Below are 21,562 nucleotides of genomic sequence, written 5' to 3' on the forward strand. Positions count from 1 at the left end.
CAAAGCATCTTTCGCGTTGGTTTGGAGCAGCTTGCCAAAGCCGCCATGTTGATGATGGCAACTTTGGACTATTTTTCAAACCCAAAACAGGTCGTCCGATTTTTTGTCGTGTACTGAAAGGCAGCCTGAAAACCCAATTTCCCACCTAAAAGGATTAAGCAAGATGAAAATTGCCACTTGGAATGTAAACTCGCTCAATGTGCGCCAACCACAAGTGCTGGAATGGCTGATGAATCAGCAACCAGACGTGTTGGCATTGCAAGAATTAAAATTAGACCAAGACAAATTCCCCATCGCCGCGCTGCAAATGATGGGCTGGAACGCCGTTTGGTCGGGGCAGAAAACCTATAACGGCGTGGCATTGATTAGCCGCCACGAATTGCACGATGTGCATATTGGGCTGCCTGAAATGGCGGATGACCCGCAACGCCGCGTGATTGCCGCCACCGTAAACGGTGTACGCGTGATAGACGTGTATTGCGTAAACGGCGAATCTTTGGATAGTCCAAAATTTGATTATAAACGTCAATGGTTTGCTGCGCTGACACATTTTGTGCGCGATGAATTAACGCGTTATCCCGAACTGGTTTTGCTGGGCGATTTCAATATCGCGCCCACTGATGAAGATGTGTACGACCCGAAAAAATGGCATGAACAAATCCATTGTTCCAGCGAAGAACGTAGCTGGTTGAAAAATCTACTGGATTTGGGTTTACACGACAGCCTGCGCCATCTGCACCCGACTGGGGCGTTTTATACTTGGTGGGATTATCGCGGCGCGATGTTTGAAAAAGGCTTGGGTTTGCGGATTGACCATGTGCTGGTGTCGGCAAATTTATTGGCAAAATTACAATCGGTTCAAGTGGATACAGATACTCGTGCCAATGAACGCCCCAGCGACCACGCGCCTGTGGTGGCGGTGTTTGGTTAATTTTCAGGCTGCCTTTCACTACCCTACAAATTTTTGTCTACCACTCATCTATTCCCTCTCCTGTGGGAGAGAGTTAGGGAGAGGGTAAAACTTTCAATGTGCCACGATTTTTCCCTCTCCCAAAGGAGAGGGGGTTAGATTGCAATATCCCAACGATTTCAGGCAATATTTTATTTTTGTAGGGTAGCGAAAGGCTGCCTGAAAATACAGCCAATACTTTCAGGCAGCCTGAAAACAGGTTAAAATTCACATTATTAACCATTTATAATCTTGATAACAATTTTATTGTTAAGGAACAGCCATGAGCGACACCGAAAATATTATTCACATCACACCCGAAGATTTGCCTTTGTATTGCACAGGTTCGCAAACGGAAGCATGGAACGGACACCCACGCGTTTTCCTGCCCATTCAATCATTTGGCGCGGCAGAATGCCCCTATTGCGGCGTGGTTTACCAATTGAATGGCGAAGTTAAAGGACACCATTAATTATGGCAAATCCGCAAGTTACCCCAATTGAACGCCCCAAATTAACCCTGCCCAATGGTGCGGACAAATTATTGTTGCACTCATGCTGTGCGCCGTGTTCGGGCGAAGTGATGGAAGCCCTGCTGGCAAGCGGCATTGATTACACGATTTTTTTCTACAATCCCAATATCCACCCACTCAAAGAATACGAAATCCGCAAAAACGAAAACATCAAATTCGCCGAACAACACGGCGTGCCGTTTATTGACGCGGATTATGATGTGGACAATTGGTTTGAACGCGCCAAAGGCATGGAATACGAACCCGAGCGCGGCATTCGTTGCACCATGTGTTTTGATATGCGATTTGAGCGCACGGCTTTGTATGCCCACGAGAATGGTTTCCCTGTGATTTCAAGCAGTTTGGGGATTTCGCGTTGGAAAGACATGAATCAAATTAATGGTTGCGGTCATCGTGCGGCGGAAAAATATCCGAATATTGTGTATTGGGATTACAACTGGCGCAAAGGTGGCGGTTCATCGCGCATGATTGAAATCAGCAAACGCGAGCATTTTTATCAGCAAGAATATTGCGGTTGTGTGTATTCTTTGCGCGATACGAATGCGTGGCGGCGTGAGCGTGGTCGTGAAGCAATTAAATTGGGGGTGAAATATTATGGCGATGAAGATGAATAATCTTCAGGCTGCCTGAAAATTATTCTTTATAAAATACAAGGGTTACGCATTGATTGATGTATAAAAACACGGTTATTGCGCTAACTCTTTTATTTTTTATCTGTTTTTATTTCTTATTCAGGCTGCCTGAATTATAATTAAACCTTTATTTTGTCAATGAAAATATTATGAATGCTCCCACGCAAATCCCCAGTTTACCGCGCCTAGAACACCATATTCGCGTTAATGACCACGAGGCAGCCTGCGCCGAATTATTGGATATTTTGTACCAATTAGACAGCAATTTTGCCAGTTTGCACCAAATTGACTTTGATTTTCCGCCCCAATTGGCACAATTGGAACATGAACGCCATGTTTATTTCTGCACCCGCATGGCAGACGCGATTAGCCAATTATTTAGGCAGCCTGAATTGCAATTGTCCGAAACTGGGTTTCAGCGTTTTATGATTGTGCAACGCTGGCTCGCGCTGATTTTCGCCAGCTCGCCCTACATCAACGCCGACCATATTTTGAAAACCTATAATCAAAATCCCAACGCCGCGCCTTTGGACGTGTATTTAGACGATACAGCGAATAGTTTGATGAAATTTTGCGTACTCTATCTGCCCGAATCCAATGTGAATGTGAATTTGGATGTATTGTGGGCGCAAAATCCGCAAGTGTGTGTGTCGCTGTGTTTTGCGCTGCAATCGCCGCGTTTTATCGGCACGGACATTGCGTTTACCAAACGCGCCAATATTTTGCAGTGGCTGCCTGAAAAATTGGCGCAATTGGATAATTTGAATGGTTTGCCGAATAATATTTTGCATGACGTGTATATGCACTGCAGTTATGACGCGGCACAAAATAAACATTTGATTAAAAAAGAATTAAATAAACTGATTCGCCGCCATCTCCTGCAAATGAATTGGCAAGACCGCCATGTGGACACCATCGCCACACGCGAACAGAAACCTGTGATGGTGGTGGTGTTGGAGCATTTTAATGCGGCACATTCCATTTATCGCACCCATTCCACGTCTATGATTGCTGCAAAAGCGCAATTTTATGTTGTCGGGATTGGCAATAAATGGGTGGACGCGACAGGACGCGCCGTGTTTGACGCATTTTACGAATTGCCCGACACCAGCGTGGTAAAGAAACTCATATTAATCAAAGAAATTTGCGAAGAATACGGCGCGGCGGTGTTTTACATGCCCAGCATAGGCATGGATTTGCTGCCCATTTTTGCCAGCAATACCCGACTTGCGCCCGTGCAAGCCATCGCTTTGGGACACCCCGCCACCACGCATTCTGAATTTATTGAATACGTTATCGTGGAAGACGATTATGTGGGCAATGAAGCGTGTTTCAGCGAAACCCTGTTGCGTTTGCCCAAGGACGCGTTGCCCTATGTACCGTCCGCGCTTGCGCCAACTGTGGTGGACTACCATTTGCGCCCCAATCCCGAAGTGGTGCAAATTGGCGTGGCTGCCACCACCATGAAATTGAACCCATATTTTCTGGAAGCCTGTCGCGCCATTCGCGACCGTGCGCGGGTAAAAGTGCATTTTCATTTTGCGCTGGGGCAATCTAATGGCATTACCCACCCTTATGTAGCACGATTTATTCGGTCTTATTTGGGCGATAATGCGACCGCGCACCCTCATCAGCCGTATGAACAATATTTAAATATTTTAAATCAATGTGATATGTTGATTAACCCATTCCCATTTGGCAATACGAATGGCATTATTGACATGATTACGCTGGGGCTGGTGGGCGTGTGCAAAACGGGCGATGAAGTGCATGAACACATAGACGAAGGCTTATTCAAACGCTTGGGGCTGCCTGAATGGTTGATTACGCATTCGGCAGATGAGTATGTGGATTGCGCCGTGCGTTTGGCGGAAAACCACGATGAGCGTTTGGCATTGCGCCGCCATATTATTGAAAACAATGGTTTGCAAACTTTGTTTACGGGCGACCCGCGTCCTTTGGGGCAAGTGTTGGCGGCGAAAGTGCGTGATTTGCTGGCGGCGAATCAGCCAGTTGCCGCGCCGAAAAAATCAGTCAGCAAAAATAAAAAGAAGAAAAAGCGTTGAGTGTTATCTTTAAAGGATGTGGATTTTCAGGCTGCCTTTCAGTACACGACAATTTTTACCACCCAAAAGTAGGGTGCGTACCACGCACCAAATCATTCCAATAATCTGGAATTTTGGTGTGTAATACGCACCCTACATGAGTTTTGTCGTGTACTGTGAGACTGAAACCTTTGCAAAACTCCTAAAATTTGAAATTTAAAAATTTTAATATTTTGAATTTTAAGAAATTTGTTTTTCAAAAAAGTTCAAGAAATGGCGTTTTGTAAAGGTTTCAGGCTGCCTGAAAATTTCAATTTGGCAACATCAAATCCGTTTCGCCAATTCCACCGCTTTACCAATATACAAAGCGGGGGTCAAAGCCAATAATTGCGCTTTCGCTTCGTCTGGAATCGCTAAGCCATTGATAAATTGCTGCAAACTTTCGGGCGTGATGCCATCTTTGCCGCGCGTCAAATCTTTCAACTGCTCGTAAGCATTCGGCACGGCATAACGGCGCATAACCGTTTGAATCGGCTCGGCTAATAATTCCCAAGTCGCGTCCAAATCCGCCGCCAAAGTCGCAGGGTTCGCTTCCAATTTGTTCAAGCCACGCAAATGCGCCACCCAACCCAACACCGCATAACCCACGCCCACGCCCATATTGCGTAAAACCGTGCTGTCGGTCAAATCGCGTTGCCAACGCGACACGGGCAATTTTTCCGCCAAAAAGCCCAAAACCGCGTTTGCCATGCCCAAATTGCCTTCCGAATTTTCAAAATCAATCGGATTGACCTTGTGCGGCATGGTGGATGAGCCGACTTCGCCCGCCTTCACTTTTTGCTTGAAGTAACCCAATGAAATGTAACCCCAAATATCGCGGTTCAAATCAATCAAAATCGTGTTAATGCGACTGATGGTTTGGAAAAATTCCGCCATATAATCATGCGGTTCAATCTGAATCGTGTAGGGATTAAACGTCAAACCCAAACTTTGTTCCACGAAATTGCGGCAATGCGTTTCCCAATCCACATCGGGATAAGCGACCATGTGCGCGTTGTAATTGCCGACCGCGCCATTGATTTTACCCAAAAATTCCTGTTTTTTCAAAGCCTTGATTTGGCGATTTAAGCGATACAACACATTGGCGATTTCCTTGCCCAAAGTGGTGGGCGTGGCGGGCTGACCGTGTGTGCGCGACATCATCGGCACGTCTGCCAAATCGTGCGATAATTGTTGCAATTTGACGGTAATTTCGGCTAATTTCGGCAAAATCACTTCATCACGCGCTTGCAACAACATCAAAGCATGCGACAAATTGTTGATGTCTTCCGAAGTGCAGGCGAAGTGAATAAATTCATTTACTTTTTGGATTTCAGCGTTGTTTTCAAAGCGTTTTTTCAGCCAATATTCAATGGCTTTCACATCGTGATTGGTGGTGGCTTCAATCGCTTTCACTTCGGCGGCTTGTGCCAGCGAAAAATCGTTCATCACTCTGTCAATCTCGGCAATGGTTTCGCGTGAAAATTCAGGCACTTCGGCAATTTTCGGCTCGTGGGACAGGGCTTTGAGCCATTCCAATTCCACGCAAATCCGCGCTTTCATCAAGCCGTATTCGGAGAAAATCGGGCGCAAGGTTTCCACCGATTTGGCGTAGCGTCCGTCTAATGGGGAAAGGGCTGAAATGGGGTCAATCATGTTGTTTTTCCTATATTATTTACCATAAAAATGCTTTCAGGCTGCCTGAAAACTGAAAATGCTACTCAAATTCCACTTCCGCATAAATTTCATCAATATCAACGGTGTAGCCAATGGACGCAAATTCAACCAAACCTTGTGTATAAACTTCCGTTTCCCAACCAAAAAATTTACCACGCCGATGAACGACAATCTCTTTATGCGTTTGTGCAATCAGGAAAATTTCTTGAATGGAATGCACGTTTTTGTATTCCGCCAATTTTTCGGTTTGGTCAAACAGGGCGGTGCTTTTTTCCGACAACACTTCGCCCACCACAAGCGGATTATTGGCGATTTTGTCGCTGCCTTTAATATCACAAACAATTGAAAAATCAGGATAACGCACTTGGTTTTCTTTGGTTTGAATGCCGAAATCGCTGTTGCAAACGTGGCAGCAAGGTTTATGTTGCCGTAAAAAGAATTTCACGTCCAAACAATTCCCCGAAATAATGCTGTGATTGAGCGTATCGCCCGCCATCGCCACCACTTGCCCGTTAATCAATTCCACGCGCTGATTGGGATAGCGTTCCAAATGCGCCAAAAATTCGGGAATGGTCATTTTATTGACTTGTTTTTCATCGGAAAACGATGAAATGGGTAACGTCATGGTATTCATGGTTTTTCCTTTCAGGCTGTTTGAAAACACGGTTTACTCAATCGCCAAACGATCCAAACGATAACGCATACTGCGGAAACTAATCCCCAATACTTTCGCCGCTTGGGTGCGATTATATTTAGTATATTCAAGTGCTTGCTGCAAGATTTGGCGTTCCACATCGTCCAAATAATCTTGCAATTGCGTATGCCCCATTTGGAAATTGGGCAAACCCGTTGCCGCAATGTCTTCCGCCAATGGAAAATGCTCGCTGTCCAAATCCATAGGTTGATGATTGATTTGTAAATCTTCCACATCAATCGTGTTGTTGCTGGCAAGGGCAACGGCGCGTTCCAAAATATTTTCCAATTCACGGAAATTCCCTGGATAGCCGTAATGCAACAACGCGTCTCGTGCGGCGGCGGTCATGCGTATGCCCGTGCCATGATGTTTGCGCAATAAGTGGACAATCAGGCGTTCCAAATCTTCGTGCATTTCGCGCAAAGGCGGCATTTTCAGCGTAACCACATTCAGGCGATAAAACAAGTCTTGGCGGAATGCGCCACTGTCCACCAAATGCTCCAAATTTTTATGCGTGGCGGAAATAATGCGGACATCTACTTTGGCTTCTTGCGCGTCGCCAATGCGGCGCACGGCTTTTTCTTGAATGGCGCGGAGCAATTTCACTTGCATGGCAAGCGGCAAATCCGCCACTTCGTCCAAAAACAAAGTGCCGCCGTGTGCGTGTTGGAAAAAGCCCAAACGGTCTTGGTCTGCGCCCGTGAAACTGCCTTTTTTGTAACCAAAAAATTCGCTTTCCATCAAATTTTCAGGAATCGCGCCACAGTTTACCGCAATAAACGGCTTATCTGCGCGGCTGGACAATTCGTGTATGCTCCGCGCCGCTTGTTCCTTACCCGTACCACTTTCGCCCGAAATATAGACAGGCACATTGCTGTCTGCCAATTTGCGAATCAGGCGGCGGGCTTCTTCAATTTGCTGCGAGCTGCCCAAAATGCGTGGCACATCGGCTTCGCGTTTCAGGCTGCCTGTGTTTTCCACCACGTCTAATTGTGCTGATTGAACCGTTGGTTCAACCATTTCATTTTCATTTTTCAGGCTGCCTGAAACATTTGGATTGCGCCCACGCCCAGTATTATTTTGCTTAAGCATATCCGCCATATCATGCCAATCCGTGTCGCCCCAACCCATTTGTGTTGGCACATCTGCCACAGGTGGCGGCGTGGCAACTGTATTTTTTTTCACAGGTTCAGCCGCAACCGAATGGTCTTCGGTTTCGGGGTCAGGTTTGGCTTTGTTTTCCAGATATTCATCTTGCACTTTAACGGCAGATTTGACCAAAGTACGCAATTGTGCCAGCGTAATCGGTTTTTGCAAATAATCAAACGCGCCAATTTTCAAGGCTTGCACCGCTTGGTCGGCATTGCCAAAAGCGGTAATCACGGCAACAGGCGTATCCATATTGTTGCTCATGATGTGTTCCACCACTTCCAAACCCGAACCATCAGGCATACGCATATCGGTTAAAACGAGCGAATATTTGTTTTCCGTTAATTTTTTCTTGGCAATATTCACGCCTTCGGCGGTTTCCACGTTCAGACCCATTTTCATCAGGGTCATTTCCATCAAATCACGAATATCTTGCTCATCGTCCACCACCAAAACGGGGCGATTTAAACTGTTTTTAATCATAACGTGCTTTCGGTAACAAAATTTCAAATGCTTTCGGATAGGCAATATAGCGCAAATCGCCCCTGTTTGCATGGGCTAATTCACGCGCCACATACAAACCCAAACCCGTTCCCTGTGCCACATTTTGCGTGGTAAAAAACGGCTCAAACAAATGCTCCTGCATATCGCTGCTAATCGGCGCACCATCATCGCACACACGAAACGACACAAAATCGCCATTAATCTCATTGCGTACAATAATTTGCACCGAATTTTTTTCCTGTTTACTGTGTCGCCACGCATTGTTGCACAAATTCCACACAATTTGTTGCAAGTGCATGGGGTCAAACACCGCTTCGGTTCGGCTGGCAATATCCACTTTCAGGCAGCCTGTGGCTTCGGGGCGCGTGAGTAAAAATTCCTGTTGAAAACTGACCCAAAAATCCACTAATTTAATGTTTTCTTTATTTAATCTATCGCTTTTATTCAGCATAGACACTTCTTCAATCATGCGGTCAATTCGCGCAATATTATTGTCAATAATGCCGCATAATTTCTGGGTCATTGGGTCGTCTTCGGAAGATTCAATCATCAAACCATTTGCTTGTCGCATAGCGGAAAGCGGGTTGCGAATTTCATGCGCCAAATTCGCCGTCAGCAAACCCAAAGACGCTAATTTGACCGATTGCGCTTCAGCCTGCCGCTCTTTTTCGGCACGAATAAACAAAATCAGCAATTCCGTTTCCTGTTGCAACACGGGCATGGCGCGAATATTCATGTCCAAATCGCCAATCATCAAATTGGTTTCAAAAAACATGCGCGGATTGCTGCGCCAACGCCGCACCACTTCATTGACTACAGGCGTGGTTTGATTCACTTTTAAAGCTGGAAAGTAATGCAAAGCTTGACGATTGTGTAACCACACGCGCCGCGCCTCATCCACCACCATCACCGCTTCTCGCATACGATTCAACACCACTTTGTTCAATGCACTGATTTGTTCATACGCCGTGCGGTGTTTTTGTACCGATTCGCTCGCGCTGCTCAAATAACTCGCCGAATACGAAGTCAGCAAAGACACCAAATAACACCCCCCACCAATAAAGCATAACCCGCAAACAAAGAAAACAACCAGTTTTTATCTTCCGTAAACGGAAAATGATGCATAAATAAACTGATAATAATCAATAAACTCGCGTAACTCGCGTATAAAACAGGATAACGCCCATAACTCAACAAACACGATACCGCCAAAAACGGCAACACCAAAATCCCAAAACCAAAACTCACCCCACCCAATAAGTGCATTAACAATACCATCATGGAAATATCCACCACCGCCGCAATATTCGGCGTTTCCCAACGGTTTTGTTTTTGCCAACTTGGATACAGCACGCCAATCACCACCAACACCCCATACAGCGCAAACCACACCTTAATTGGAAAGCCTTGCAAATAAATCATCACCTGCGGCAATTCGCTGACAACCGATGGATTTTGCTCCGTCAAAGATTGCAATAATTTGCGCGATTCCATCGCAAACGCCGAAAACAGCATAAGGGAAAACAAAATCGTTACCCGCGCAATATTGGTCAAACCAATAATACGGTCAATTTGTTCATCCCAATCCTGTTTGCGCCAGAAACGGTCTTTTAGTTTTTCTTTTACCATGCTTTTTCTCGTGTTTTCAGGCTGCCTGTAACCTGTCCCCTCTCCCGCTTGCGGGGGAGGGGACAGGTTTGTGGTTATTTCAAAAAATTGTCGTGTACTGAAAGGCTGCCTGAAAATACACGACAACATTCATGTAGGGTACGTATGATGCACCAAATTTTTAGAATGATTTGGTGCGTGGTACGCACCCTACATATTGAGTGTTGGTAAAATTGTCGTGTATGGTGAGACAGCCTGAAAGATTATTTTTCCAAATGCACACCCAATTCTTTTTCCACTCCCGTCATACTTTTCAGGCTGCCTGAAATAGCCAACACTTTCCCTTTGCGCCCACGTTTGCCTGAAATATCGGCAATATGCAAACGCTCCACACTCGCCCCACCGCGTTTACCCACAATCGCCAATTCATAATCAGACGAAGCAATCACATTTACCAATGCCAATTTATCATCATCTTGCAAACTCATGAGCTGCAAACCACGCCCTTTTGCCATCACCTTCATTTCCCCCATAGAAAACGCCAACAAGCGTTTGTTTTCACTCGCCAAAACCACTTTACAATCAGGATTAATCAACGCCGATAAATACACTTTCACAGGTGGCAACACCGTTTCCCCATCTTCCAAACTCATCACCACCTTGCCCGCTTTCACCCGTGAATGCAAATCTTCCAATTTCACAATAAAACCATAAGCACCTGAATTTGCTAACAAATAATGCTCATCAGCCGCCCCTGCCAACAAAGCCACCACTTTCGCCCCATTTTGCAATTCAATCATAGAGCCAATCGGCACACCATCGCCGCGACCTTTCGGCACATCGGCAGGGTCTAGCGTGTAAGTACGCCCCAAAGAATCCAACACCACCACCGCTTGCACCGTACGCGTTTGCAAAACCTGTTGCAAATCATCTCCTTCCTTAAACGCGATTTGCGCCAAATCCACATCATGCCCAGCCCGAGCGCGTAACCAACCTTTTTGCGACAAAATCAGCGTAATCGGCTCATCGGCGGTGGTTTGCGTGAGCGTGGCGCGTTCGGCGGCTTCCACCAGCGTGCGGCGTTCATCGCCAAATTGTTTCATATCGGCTTGTAATTCTTTGATGATTAATTTCTTTTTCTCATTTTCATCGGCTAATATATTTTTCAGGCTGCCTTGTTCTTCGCGCAACTCGTTTAATTCTTTTTCTAATTTAATCCCTTCCAAACGCGCCAATTGCCGCAAACGAATTTCCAAAATATCGTCTGCCTGAATATCCGTTAAACCAAATTGGCGCATTAAATCCACTTTTGGCTCGTCTGATTCGCGTATCACTTGGATAATTTTATCAATGTGCAAAAACGCAATCATGCGCCCATCTAAAATATGAATACGTTTCTCCACAGCGTCCAAACGGTGCTGCAAACGGCGCGTAACCGTGATGACACGATAATCCAACCATTCTTGCAAAATCGTTTTCAGATTTTTTTGCGCGGGGCGGTTGTCCATGCCCATCATCACCAAATTCACCGACACATTGCCCTCCAAACTGGTTTGCGCCATCAGCGTATTGACAAAATGTTCGGGTTCAACACGGCTGGATTTTGGCTCAAACACAAGGCGCACGGGAGATTCGCTGTCGCTTTCATCGCGCACTTTTTCAATCAAATCCAACATCAATTTTTTGGTGTTGAGCTGGTCTTGATTGAGCTGTTTTTTACCTGCTTTGGGTTTTGGATTGGTTTGTTCTTCAATTTCCGCCAAAATTTTTGCGGCAGACGTATTCGGCGGCAATTGCGACACAATCACGCGCCATTGCCCACGCGCCAATTTTTCAATTTCGTAACGCGCACGCACCCGCACCGAGCCTTTGCCTGTTTCATAGATTTGGCATAAATCTTTGGTGGGCGTGATGATGTGTCCGCCACCTGCAAAATCGGGGGCTGGAATATACTGCATTAAATCAGCCACTTCCAAATTAGGTTTTTTCAGCAAAGCGATGGCAGCCTGCGTTACTTCGTTTAAATTATGCGATGGAATTTCGGTCGCCATGCCCACCGCAATCCCGCTCGCACCATTGAGCAAAACCATAGGCAAACGCGCTGGCAGCGAAGTCGGCTCGTCAAACGCACCATCGTAGTTCGGCACAAAATCCACTGTGCCTTGTTGGATTTCGCTTAACAAAATTTCGGCAATTGGCGTGAGTCGCGCTTCGGTGTAACGCATTGCCGCCGCGCCATCGCCATCGCGTGAACCAAAATTGCCTACACCATCAATCAAGGGATAACGCAGGGTAAATTCCTGCGCCATACGAACCATTGCTTCGTAGGCGGAACTGTCGCCGTGTGGGTGGTATTTACCCAAAATTTCGCCGACCACGCGCGCAGATTTGACAGGTTTGCTGCCATGTGTTAATCCCATGTCTTTCATGGCAAACAAAATTCGGCGTTGCACAGGTTTTTGTCCGTCTTGCACGGCTGGCAGGGCGCGACCTTTGACCACGCTCATGGCGTATTCCAAATAGGCGCGTTCGGCGTAGGGGGCGAGTTCTAAAGTATCGGCGATTTGCATGATGTGTTTGGGTGAATTTGGGGTTATTTAATTAATTCGTTATTTTAATGTAAATTCAGGCAGCCTGAAACCATCTTAAGCCATATATTATGCCAACCCAAACCCCAATTTCTCTTACAATATTTTCAGGCAGCCCACAAAAAAACACATTGACAATCAAAAAGTTTGCTGATTATACTGAATTTTTCATTAATTTAATTTTAGGAGAAACATGATGAAAAAATATGTATGGACATTATTGACGGGTTTGGTGTTGGGCGTGGTGCTGGTGTGTGTTTTGGTATGGATCTTGTATCCGCGCAGTGGGCTAATTTTGATTCAGCACAAAGAATACACCGCCATGCGCGAAAATTATCACCAACTGGCTGATTTACAAATAAAAACCCAGAAAGAAACCGCCCAAGCCAAAGAAGAAGCCTTCAATGCGGGCGCACAAAAAGCCAAAACCGAAATGGAACAACAAATCGCCGCCAATAAAACCAAAATTACCCAAGAAATCAACCAAATGGCAAGCATCACTACCAAAACCACTTTGCGCGGCGATGCGCACGCTGACAGTTTGGCGGTGTTGGAATTGGCTGCAGGTGAAAAAGTGGAAATCAAAGGACAAAGCAATCAATCAGAAACCATTGATGGTAAAGAGGTTTTTTGGTTACACATTCGCACCGCCAATCAGGTAAACGGCTATGTTTTGCAATCTCATGTGAAAGCAGACGAAGTGGCGCAAGCCGCCAGCGCGGTTCAGGCTGCCAGTACGCCAAAAACAGCGAGTGCAGTGCAAACAGTCAGTTTGACACCGCAACGCGATTCATTGAAAAAAGAGAAATAAAATTGAATTATCCATTTTCAGGCAGCCTGAAAATCATTAAGCACTTAATTCATCGGTAATTTTTTGCAATAAAGCCAAACGCTCCGCCCGAATTTCGCCACGTTCCGCCGCCGCTTTAAACGCGCAATTCGGTTCGGCGCGGTGGCTGCAATTGTGAAAACGGCATTGCCCCATTAAATCCCGCAAATCAGGAAAATAACGCGGCAAATCCGCCACCGCCAAATGGTGCAAACCAAATTCTTGTAAACCGGGGCTGTCAATTAATTTGGTTTCGTCATCTAAATCATACAATTGTGCGTGGGTGGTGGTGTGTTTGCCCGAATCCAGCGCGGCGGAAATTTCTTTGGTACGCGCAATTTGTTCGCCCAATAAAGCGTTGGTGAGCGTGGATTTGCCCATGCCGCTTTGTCCTAAAAAAATATTGGTTTCGCCTTGCAATACTTCTTTCAGGCTGCCTGAAAGATTCAGCGCGGACAATTCCAAAATAGGATAACCCAATGTTTCATAAAATGAAAGTTTTTCACGCCACGCCGCCGTTTCGGGCAAATCCGATTTGTTTAACACAATCACCGCCCGAATATCCGCCGCTTCCGCCGCAATCAAAGCGCGTTGCAACAAGGCTTCGCTGGGGCTAGGCACCGCCGCCAACACCACAATCAATTGCGACACATTCGCCGCAATCAATTTGGATTTCCACGCGTCCTGACGGTACAATAAACTTTGGCGCGATTCTACTTTTTCAATAACCGCTTGTTCTGCATTGATAATTTGAATTTGCACCCAATCGCCACAGGCGTAATCGGTGCGTTTGCTGCGTGTGCTGGCTTCGTAGGTGTGTTGGTCGGCGGTGCGGACAATGTAGCGGCGACCGTAGCTGGTGATGATTTGGGCAATGTGTTTGGACATGAAAACTCGTGTAAAGAAAAATAAATAGAATTTCAGGCAGCCTGAAAAACCTTATTTTACCGCCAAATAGATGATTCTCCCCATTTTTTGATTGATTAAAAATTTTAAATTATTCAATTAATGGATATTTTTCAACTGCACACCGCCACCACATTTACCGCTTACTCCAGCTTCTGACAAATTGACAACGCCCGCATTTTTACCAAAATAAACCAATTGACTGAAGCAAACGCCCTAAAATTTGCTATAATTCACGCCGCTAAAAATAGAATGATGAAAGACACACATGGACAAAATTTGGCTAAATAGCTATGAATCAAACATTGCACACCACATTGACATTACCCATTACACATCGGTGGTGGATATGGTGGCGCAAAGTGTGCGTCAATTTGGCGACAAAATCGCATTCAGCAGCACCACCGCCCCTTTCTCGCGCGACCTAACTTATGAAGAAGTGGGCGAATTAAGCGACCATTTTGCCGCTTATTTACAACAAGAGTTAAAACTACGCAAAGGCGACCGCATCGCCATCATGATGCCCAATATTTTGCAATACCCCATTGCGGTATTTGGCGCACTCAAAGCAGGCTTGGTGGTGGTCAATACCAATCCGCTCTACACGCCACGCGAGCTGGAACACCAGCTCAAAGACAGTGGTGCATCTGCCATTGTCGTGTTGGAAAATTTTGCCAACACGCTGGAATTGGTTTTGCCTAAAGTCCAAATTGAACACATTATTATTGCCAATGTGGGCGATATGTTTGGTACGCTTTCAGGCAGCCTGATGAATTTGGTGGTACGCAAAGTCAAAAAAATGGTGCCCAATTACCAAATTGAAAAAGCCATTTCATTCAAAGACGTATTAGCCCTTGGCGCAAAACACACTTTGAAAATCCCACCTTTAACGCGTGAAGACGTGGCATTTTTGCAATACACAGGCGGCACAACAGGCGTTGCCAAAGGCGCAATTTTGACGCATGGCAATATTTGCGCCAACACTTTGCAAGGCGCGGAATGGATTAAGAAAAAATTGGTGCGCGGCGAAGAAGTGGTGATTGGCGCATTGCCCTTGTATCATATTTTTGCGCTGACGATTAATTTATTGCTGTTTTTCCATGCGGGCGCACAAACTTTGTTAATCACCAATCCGCGTGATTTGGACGCGTTTATTGACGAACTGAAAAAACGCGAAGTAACCGTATTTATTGGTTTAAATACTTTATTTAATGGCTTGATGAATAAACCTGAATTCCACAAAGTGAATTTTGATTCATGGAAATTAACGCTCGGTGGTGGCATGGCAACCCAAGAAGCGGTGGCAAACAAATGGCGCGATGTAACGGGTTTACCCATTATTGATGCCTATGGTTTGACCGAAGCCAGTCCAGGTGTGTGTGTGAACCCATTAAATACCAACAAATACACAGGTTCTATTGGCTTACCACTACCCGATACCGAAGTACAAATCCGCGATGGCAATGGCAAAATTTTGCCTGTGGGCGAAGTGGGCGAATTGTGGATTCGAGGTCCCCAAGTCATGCGTGGCTACTGGAATCGCCCCGAAGAAACCGAAAAAGTGTTGGACACACAAGGTTGGCTGGAAACAGGCGATATTGCCGTGATGAATGAACAAGGCTACCTGAAAATTGTGGACAGAAAGAAAGACTTGATTATTGTGTCGGGCTTTAATGTCTATCCAAATGAGATTGAAGACGTGGTGGCGCACCACCCGAAAGTCCAAGAAGTCGCCTGTATCGGCGTGAAAAGCGAAAAAACGGGCGAGGCTTTGAAATTATTTGTGGTACGCAAAGACAATTCGCTGACCAAAGATGAATTGGTGGATTATTGCCGCACGCAATTGACGGGGTACAAAGTGCCACGCGAAATTGAGTTCCGCGATGAATTGCCCAAATCCAATGTGGGGAAAATTTTGCGCCGCGAATTGCGTGATAAATAATTTTTGCCACATTCAGGCAGCCTGAAATACACTATCATTATTTTTCAGGCTGCCTGAAAACCAATCATTCCATAAATTCAAATAAATAAAACAAAAAACACACTCAACACACCAAAGTACATATTTTTACTAAAAGCGCAAGCCTTTTAACAAAATAAGTGCTAAAATGCAACAATCCAATCTGAACAAGAAGAACAAAACGAAAAGGAAATTTCATGACAGCATTCGCATTACCCATTCCGAGCGGACACGGTAGCTTGGAGCAGTATATTCAAACGGTAAACAGCATTCCCATGCTCAGCCTTGAAGAAGAAACCACTTTGGCAGAACGCCAATTAAAGGGCGATATTGAAGCGGCAAAACAATTGATTTTGTCGCATTTGCGTGTGGTGGTGTCCATTGCGCGTGGTTACGATGGCTATGGCTTGAATCAGGCAGATTTGATTCAGGAAGGCAATATTGGTTTGATGAAAGCCGTGAAACGCTTTGAACCTGTGCATGGGGCGCGGCTGTTTTCCTTTGCGGTGCATTGGATTAAGGCGGAAATTCACGAATTTATTTTGCGTAACTGGCGTTTGGTGCGCATTGCTACCACTAAACCACAACGCAAATTGTTCTTTAATTTACGCAGCATGCGTAAAAGTTTAAACGCTTTGTCGCCAAAAGAAGCGCAGGACATTGCCGATGATTTGGGCGTGAAACTCGCCGAAGTGATGGAAATGGAACAGCGCATGACGGGCAACGATGTTACCTTGTTGGCGGAAAATCCTGATGATGAAGAAAATAATTTCGCGCCCATCAATTGGCTCGCCGACACCGACAGCGAACCCAGCCAACAAATCGCCAAACAAGCCCATTATGCTTTGCAAACAGAAGGTTTGCAAAACGCTTTGGCGCAATTAGATGAACGCAGTCGCCGCATTGTGGAAATGCGTTGGCTGACCGATGATGGTGGCTTGACACTGCACGAATTGGCAGCAGAATATGGCGTATCTGCCGAGCGCATTCGCCAAATTGAAGCCAAAGCGATGGAAAAATTGCGCGGCTTTTTGGCGCACGAAGCGGAAAATATGGCGGTTTAAACACGTTTCCCCTATTTTCGTTAAATTCAGGCAGCCTGAAAATGGGAATCTGTTTTCAGGCTGCCTTTTCTTGTATAATCGCACATTCATATTTACTAGTATAATTATACCAATTCCAATTCAAATAGGATTAAGCCAATGAGCTGGTTAGACAAAATTCTCCCCCCAAAAATTAAACGCGATGCCAATTCACAATCCGCCGTCCCCGAAGGTTTGTGGAGCAAATGTCCTTCGTGTGCCGCCACTTTGTATGCCACCGAATTGTCGCAAAACGCGCATGTTTGCCCAAAATGCAATCATCACAACTCCTTATCTGCGCGTGAACGCTTGGATTTGTTGCTGGACGCGGACAATCGTGAAGAAATCGGTGCGCACGTCAAGCCCACCGATATTTTGAAATTCAAAGACAGCAAAAAATACCCCGACCGCTTAACCGCCGCCCGCAAAACCACTGGCGAAGATGATGCGATTGTGGTGATGCGTGGCGAAATGAATGGTTTGCCTGTGGTGGTGGCGGCGTTTGAATTTCGTTTTATTGGTGGCTCTATGGGGTCGGTGGTGGGCGAGCGTTTTGTGCAAGGCGTGCGCCGTGCGGTGGCGGATAATTGTGCCTTTATTTGCGTGGCGGCTTCGGGCGGTGCGCGTATGCAGGAAGGTTTAAATTCGCTGATGCAAATGACGAAAACCAGCGCATCATTGCATTTATTAAGCGAAAAACGCTTGCCATTTATCTCGGTTTTAACCGACCCGACTATGGGTGGCGTGTCTGCCAGTTTCGCGTTTTTGGGCGACGTGGTGGTGGCTGAACCCAACGCGCTGATTGGTTTTGCGGGTCCACGCGTGATTGAACAAACTGTGCGCGAAACGCTGCCCGAAGGTTTCCAACGCGCTGAATTTTTATTGGAAAAAGGCGCAATTGACCAAATCATTGACCGCCGTGAAATGAAGCAGCGTTTAACGGATTTGATTTTGTTGTTGCGTGGGCAAGAATACAAATTACCGCTTGAAGAAATGGCGGAAATGCCCGAAGAAACATCTGCGGTGGCATAATGTGCTGTATTTCAGGCTGCCTAAATCTATTTTGTCGTGTATCAAAAGGCAGCCTGAAAACTTTATTTCACGCCCTAATTGGCGTATCATTTCGCGTGTTTGGCAAATGTTCAAACACGCGATTTTATTTGTTTCACTCAATGGTTTCAGGCTGCCTGAAAGATTTTTGTCGTGTACTGAAAAGTTGCCTGAAACCCAAATTATTTATTTACAAGGAATTAAAACAATGGCTTATATTTTAATTTTGCCCACCTGCGCTCATTCTCAAACGGCACAAGTCGCCCAAACAGTAGCAGCCGCCCTGCCTGACGCAGTGGTGTTCAACCCAATGGCAAACGCAGAACGCGCTCAAAATCTGATTGCCGCAGGTAAAAATGACGACTGGTTTGATGCGCTGATTGGCGAAGCGGCAGCGTTGGGTAAAAAAAATGTGGTGATTCAAGGTATTGAGCCAGATGCGGAAAATATTTTCCTGTTGGCATACAATGTGGAATTGGCAACATCATTTAACGCGCAAATTATTTTTGCGGTCGCCAATGAAGCGGGTGCAGACAAACGCTTGGCGTTGGCAAAACAAGCGTTTGCGGGTCAAACCGTGAATTTTGCAGGCGTGGTCGGTAATGAAGCGGCGGCGTTGGCAAATGGTTTGGCGGCTTTGGGTAGCGCGGACGATGTGAACGCTGCCGCACTCGCCCCGATCGTCGCGCAAACCACCGACCGCATTTCGCCTGCACAATTCCGCTTTAATATGATTGATTTGGCGCAAAAAGCGAATAAACGCATTGTCTTGCCCGAAGGCGCAGAGCCACGCACGGTTCAGGCTGCCGTGATTTGCCATGAAAAACAAATTGCCCGTTGTGTCTTGCTCGCACCCCGCGCCGAAGTGGAAGCGGTGGCAAAACAATTCAATTTGACGTTGCCCGAAAGTTTGGAAATCATTGACCCCGCGACTTTGGTGGAACAATACGTTGCGCCCATGTGCGAATTGCGTAAATCCAAAGGTTTAACCCCCGAACAAGCACGTGAGCAATTGCAAGACACGGTGGTTTTAGGCACCATGATGATGGCGCAAAACGATGTGGACGGCTTGGTATCAGGCGCGGTGCACACGACTGCGAACACCATTCGCCCTGCTTTGCAATTGATTAAAACCGCGCCCAATGCCAGCATTGTGTCCAGCGTATTTTTCATGTTGTTACCCGGTCAAGTGGTGGTGTATGGCGATTGCGCCGTGAACCCCAATCCCACCGCCGAACAGCTCGCCGAAATCGCCATTCAATCCGCCGACAGCGCGAAAGCCTTTGGCATGGAGCCACGCGTGGCAATGATTTCATATTCTACTATTGATTCAGGCAGTGGACCCGATGTGGATTTGGTGATTGAAGCCACCAAATTGGTACGCGAAAAACGCGCCGATTTAGCCGTAGATGGACCTTTGCAATACGACGCGGCGGTGGTGGAAAGTGTGGCAAAATCCAAAGCCCCCAATAGCGCGGTGGCAGGCAAAGCCAATGTGTTTATTTTCCCGAATTTGAGTACGGGCAATTGCACCTACAAAGCCGTACAACGCAATGCCAATGTGTTGAGCGTAGGTCCTATGTTGCAAGGTTTACGCAAACCAGTCAATGACTTATCGCGTGGCGCATTGGTGGAAGATATTGTGTACACGATTGCTTTGACCGCGATTCAAGCGACACAAATTTAATCTTTCTGATTCAATAAACATCATCTTCAGGCAGCCTGAAAATACGGTAAACCCCTATTTTTCAGGCTGCCTGAATATTTTATGAAACTAAATTTTATTAAAAATAAAATAGTTATTTCATTAACCCTATTTTACCCCTTGTCAGATTTTGTCATACTGTCTATAATTCGCAGCTTGTGTTGCCGGTGTAGCTCAGTTGGTAGAGCACCTGACTTGTAATCAGGGGGTCGCGAGTTCGATTCCTGCCGCCGGCACCATCTGATTTTTCATTCTTCATAGCACTGCCCTTATTGCCGGTGTAGCTCAGTTGGTAGAGCACCTGACTTGTAATCAGGGGGTCGCGAGTTCGATTCCTGCCGCCGGCACCAAAATAAAAAATCCCAGCTTTTAATTAAGTTGGGATTTTTTATTTTCAGGCTGCCTCATAATACACGACAAAACTCATGTAGGGTGCGTACCACGCACCAAATTATTTAAACCATTTGGCATTTTGCTGTCATACGCACCCTATATGAATTTTATTATGTACTGTAAGGCTGCCTGAATTTTTGTTTGATTAATCAATGTGCAATTTGGGGAACGCTTTTACCGTTTCATCAACTGCTTTCATGCGAATCAAAAAATCTTCCAATAAATTCAATGGTAAAGCACTTGCGCCATCGCATTTGGCTTGGTCGGGGTTGGGGTGGCTTTCCAAAAATAAGCCCGCCAAACGCGTTGCCATGCCCGCCAATGCCAAATCCAACACCTGACTGCGCCGACCACCCGAAGCAGCTGAACCGCTTTCGCGTTGCTGCAATGAATGGGTTACGTCAAAAATCACAGGGGCATTGTTGCACGTCTTTTTCATCACGCCAAAACCCAGCATATCCACCACCAAATTGTCGTAGCCGAATTGTGCGCCGCGTTCGCATAAAATCACTTGCGAATTGCCCGCTTCGGCGAATTTTTCCACGATGTTTTTCATTTGGCTGGGCGATAAAAATTGTGGTTTTTTCACATTAATCACGCGCTGGGTGACCGCCATTGCCGCCACCAAATCGGTTTGCCGAGCCAAAAATGCGGGCAATTGCAACACGTCCACCACTTCGGCGACGGGGGCGCATTGGTAGGGTTCATGCACATCGGTGATGACGGGGCAGTCAAATTCCTGTTTCACCCGCGCAAAGATTTTCATGCCTTCGTCCAAACCCACGCCACGATAGGAATGCACCGAAGAACGGTTCGCCTTGTCAAAAGACGCTTTGAAAACAAAGGGAATACCCAGTTTTTCGGTAACGCGCACATAATGTTCCGCCGCGTGCAGCGTGCTGTCTAAATCTTCCAAAACATTGATGCCGCCAAACAAAACAAAGGGTTTTTCATTGGCGACTTCAATCTCGTTAATTTTAATCATCATATTGATTTTCCTGTGAATAATATTTTCAGGCTGCCTTTTACTATCCTACAAATTTTTGCCTACCGCCCACCTATCCCCTCTCCTTTGGGCATGGGTATCTACACATCTTTTTTTGAGATTATGTTGATTGTTTTTCAACAAAAATTTCAAAACAAGCTGACAAAATCTCGCCGTGTTACGCGTGATTTTGAAACTAAAATTAAGGGCTATTGAATTGATATTTCAAATAACC

Annotated in this window: 17 protein-coding genes and 2 tRNA genes; 11 read left to right on the forward strand and 8 right to left on the reverse strand. The window is 46.0% G+C overall.

Annotated elements, in window-relative coordinates:
* The first annotated feature begins 163 nt into the window (after positions 1–163).
* The 4 genes from xth to Q338_RS04725 all read left to right on the forward strand — a co-directional run bounded on the left by xth (position 164) and on the right by Q338_RS04725 (position 4,179).
* Positions 164–931 (forward strand): exodeoxyribonuclease III, encoded by a 768-nt coding sequence (xth, locus tag Q338_RS04710; protein WP_034292540.1) that lies wholly within the window; start codon positions 164–166, stop codon positions 929–931.
* 301 nt (positions 932–1,232) lie between these two features.
* A complete protein-coding gene (locus Q338_RS04715) occupies positions 1,233–1,421 on the forward strand; it encodes a zinc-finger domain-containing protein (protein WP_034292542.1) in 189 nt (62 codons plus the stop codon).
* Between the two features lie 2 nt (positions 1,422–1,423).
* Entirely contained in the window at positions 1,424–2,095 is a 672-nt protein-coding gene (locus Q338_RS04720; protein WP_034292544.1) for an epoxyqueuosine reductase QueH, read from the forward strand.
* A 167-nt stretch (positions 2,096–2,262) separates the two neighbouring features.
* On the forward strand, positions 2,263–4,179 hold the full coding sequence (locus Q338_RS04725; RefSeq protein ID WP_051968496.1) for a UDP-glucose:protein N-beta-glucosyltransferase: 1,917 nt from the start codon (positions 2,263–2,265) through the stop codon (positions 4,177–4,179).
* 303 nt (positions 4,180–4,482) lie between these two features.
* On the opposite strand, the gene purB is transcribed toward Q338_RS04725, so the two are convergent.
* From purB to parC, 6 genes are all read right to left on the reverse strand, one after another.
* Positions 4,483–5,853, reverse strand: a complete 1,371-nt coding sequence (purB, locus tag Q338_RS04730) for an adenylosuccinate lyase (protein WP_034292546.1) — start codon at positions 5,851–5,853, stop codon at positions 4,483–4,485.
* A gap of 61 nt (positions 5,854–5,914) precedes the next feature.
* On the reverse strand, positions 5,915–6,508 hold the full coding sequence (locus tag Q338_RS04735; RefSeq protein WP_034292548.1) for a Uma2 family endonuclease: 594 nt from the start codon (positions 6,506–6,508) through the stop codon (positions 5,915–5,917).
* Positions 6,509–6,541: 33 nt separating this feature from the next.
* On the reverse strand, positions 6,542–8,200 hold the full coding sequence (locus Q338_RS04740; protein WP_034292551.1) for a sigma-54-dependent transcriptional regulator: 1,659 nt from the start codon (positions 8,198–8,200) through the stop codon (positions 6,542–6,544).
* Entirely contained in the window at positions 8,193–9,260 is a 1,068-nt protein-coding gene (locus Q338_RS15140) for an ATP-binding protein (protein ID WP_244772904.1), read from the reverse strand. Before Q338_RS15140 ends, Q338_RS04740 begins: the two co-directional genes overlap by 8 nt.
* Positions 9,248–9,850 (reverse strand): hypothetical protein, encoded by a 603-nt coding sequence (locus Q338_RS15145; protein ID WP_244772906.1) that lies wholly within the window; start codon positions 9,848–9,850, stop codon positions 9,248–9,250. The genes Q338_RS15140 and Q338_RS15145 overlap by 13 nt, the downstream gene beginning before the upstream one ends.
* 242 nt (positions 9,851–10,092) lie before the next feature.
* On the reverse strand, positions 10,093–12,399 hold the full coding sequence (parC, locus tag Q338_RS04750) for a DNA topoisomerase IV subunit A (protein ID WP_051968497.1): 2,307 nt from the start codon (positions 12,397–12,399) through the stop codon (positions 10,093–10,095).
* 211 nt (positions 12,400–12,610) lie between these two features.
* Here parC and Q338_RS04755 point away from each other — a divergent pair, with 211 nt between their 5' ends.
* The gene (locus tag Q338_RS04755) at positions 12,611–13,228 is read left to right on the forward strand and encodes a hypothetical protein (protein WP_147293709.1); all 618 of its coding nucleotides are present in this window, start codon (positions 12,611–12,613) and stop codon (positions 13,226–13,228) included.
* Between the two features lie 36 nt (positions 13,229–13,264).
* Here the strand turns inward: Q338_RS04755 and rsgA are convergent, their stop codons facing one another.
* A complete protein-coding gene (rsgA, locus tag Q338_RS04760) occupies positions 13,265–14,134 on the reverse strand; it encodes a ribosome small subunit-dependent GTPase A (RefSeq protein ID WP_034292555.1) in 870 nt (289 codons plus the stop codon).
* A gap of 286 nt (positions 14,135–14,420) precedes the next feature.
* On the opposite strand from rsgA, the gene Q338_RS04765 reads away from it, so the two are divergent.
* The 6 genes from Q338_RS04765 to Q338_RS04790 all read left to right on the forward strand — a co-directional run bounded on the left by Q338_RS04765 (position 14,421) and on the right by Q338_RS04790 (position 20,299).
* Positions 14,421–16,094 (forward strand): AMP-binding protein, encoded by a 1,674-nt coding sequence (locus Q338_RS04765; protein WP_034292557.1) that lies wholly within the window; start codon positions 14,421–14,423, stop codon positions 16,092–16,094.
* A 215-nt stretch (positions 16,095–16,309) separates the two neighbouring features.
* Positions 16,310–17,176: an RNA polymerase sigma factor RpoH gene (gene rpoH, locus Q338_RS04770; RefSeq protein ID WP_034292559.1), complete on the forward strand. Its 867-nt coding sequence runs from the start codon at positions 16,310–16,312 to the stop codon at positions 17,174–17,176.
* Between the two features lie 138 nt (positions 17,177–17,314).
* Positions 17,315–18,226 carry an acetyl-CoA carboxylase, carboxyltransferase subunit beta gene (gene accD, locus Q338_RS04775; RefSeq protein ID WP_034292560.1) on the forward strand — a complete coding sequence of 304 codons (912 nt, stop codon included), beginning with the start codon at positions 17,315–17,317 and terminating at the stop codon, positions 18,224–18,226.
* Positions 18,227–18,452: 226 nt separating this feature from the next.
* Positions 18,453–19,931 (forward strand): phosphate acetyltransferase, encoded by a 1,479-nt coding sequence (pta, locus tag Q338_RS04780; protein WP_034292581.1) that lies wholly within the window; start codon positions 18,453–18,455, stop codon positions 19,929–19,931.
* Positions 19,932–20,112: 181 nt separating this feature from the next.
* Positions 20,113–20,188: transfer RNA gene (locus Q338_RS04785), tRNA-Thr, on the forward strand.
* A gap of 35 nt (positions 20,189–20,223) precedes the next feature.
* Positions 20,224–20,299, forward strand: a tRNA-Thr gene (locus Q338_RS04790).
* A 188-nt stretch (positions 20,300–20,487) separates the two neighbouring features.
* On the opposite strand, the gene kdsA is transcribed toward Q338_RS04790, so the two are convergent.
* A complete protein-coding gene (kdsA, locus tag Q338_RS04795) occupies positions 20,488–21,330 on the reverse strand; it encodes a 3-deoxy-8-phosphooctulonate synthase (protein WP_034292561.1) in 843 nt (280 codons plus the stop codon).
* Positions 21,331–21,562: the final 232 nt, after the last annotated feature.

Origin of the sequence: Alysiella crassa DSM 2578 (genome assembly GCF_000745955.1) — a bacterium.
Classification (GTDB): Bacteria; Pseudomonadota; Gammaproteobacteria; order Burkholderiales; family Neisseriaceae; genus Simonsiella; species Simonsiella crassa.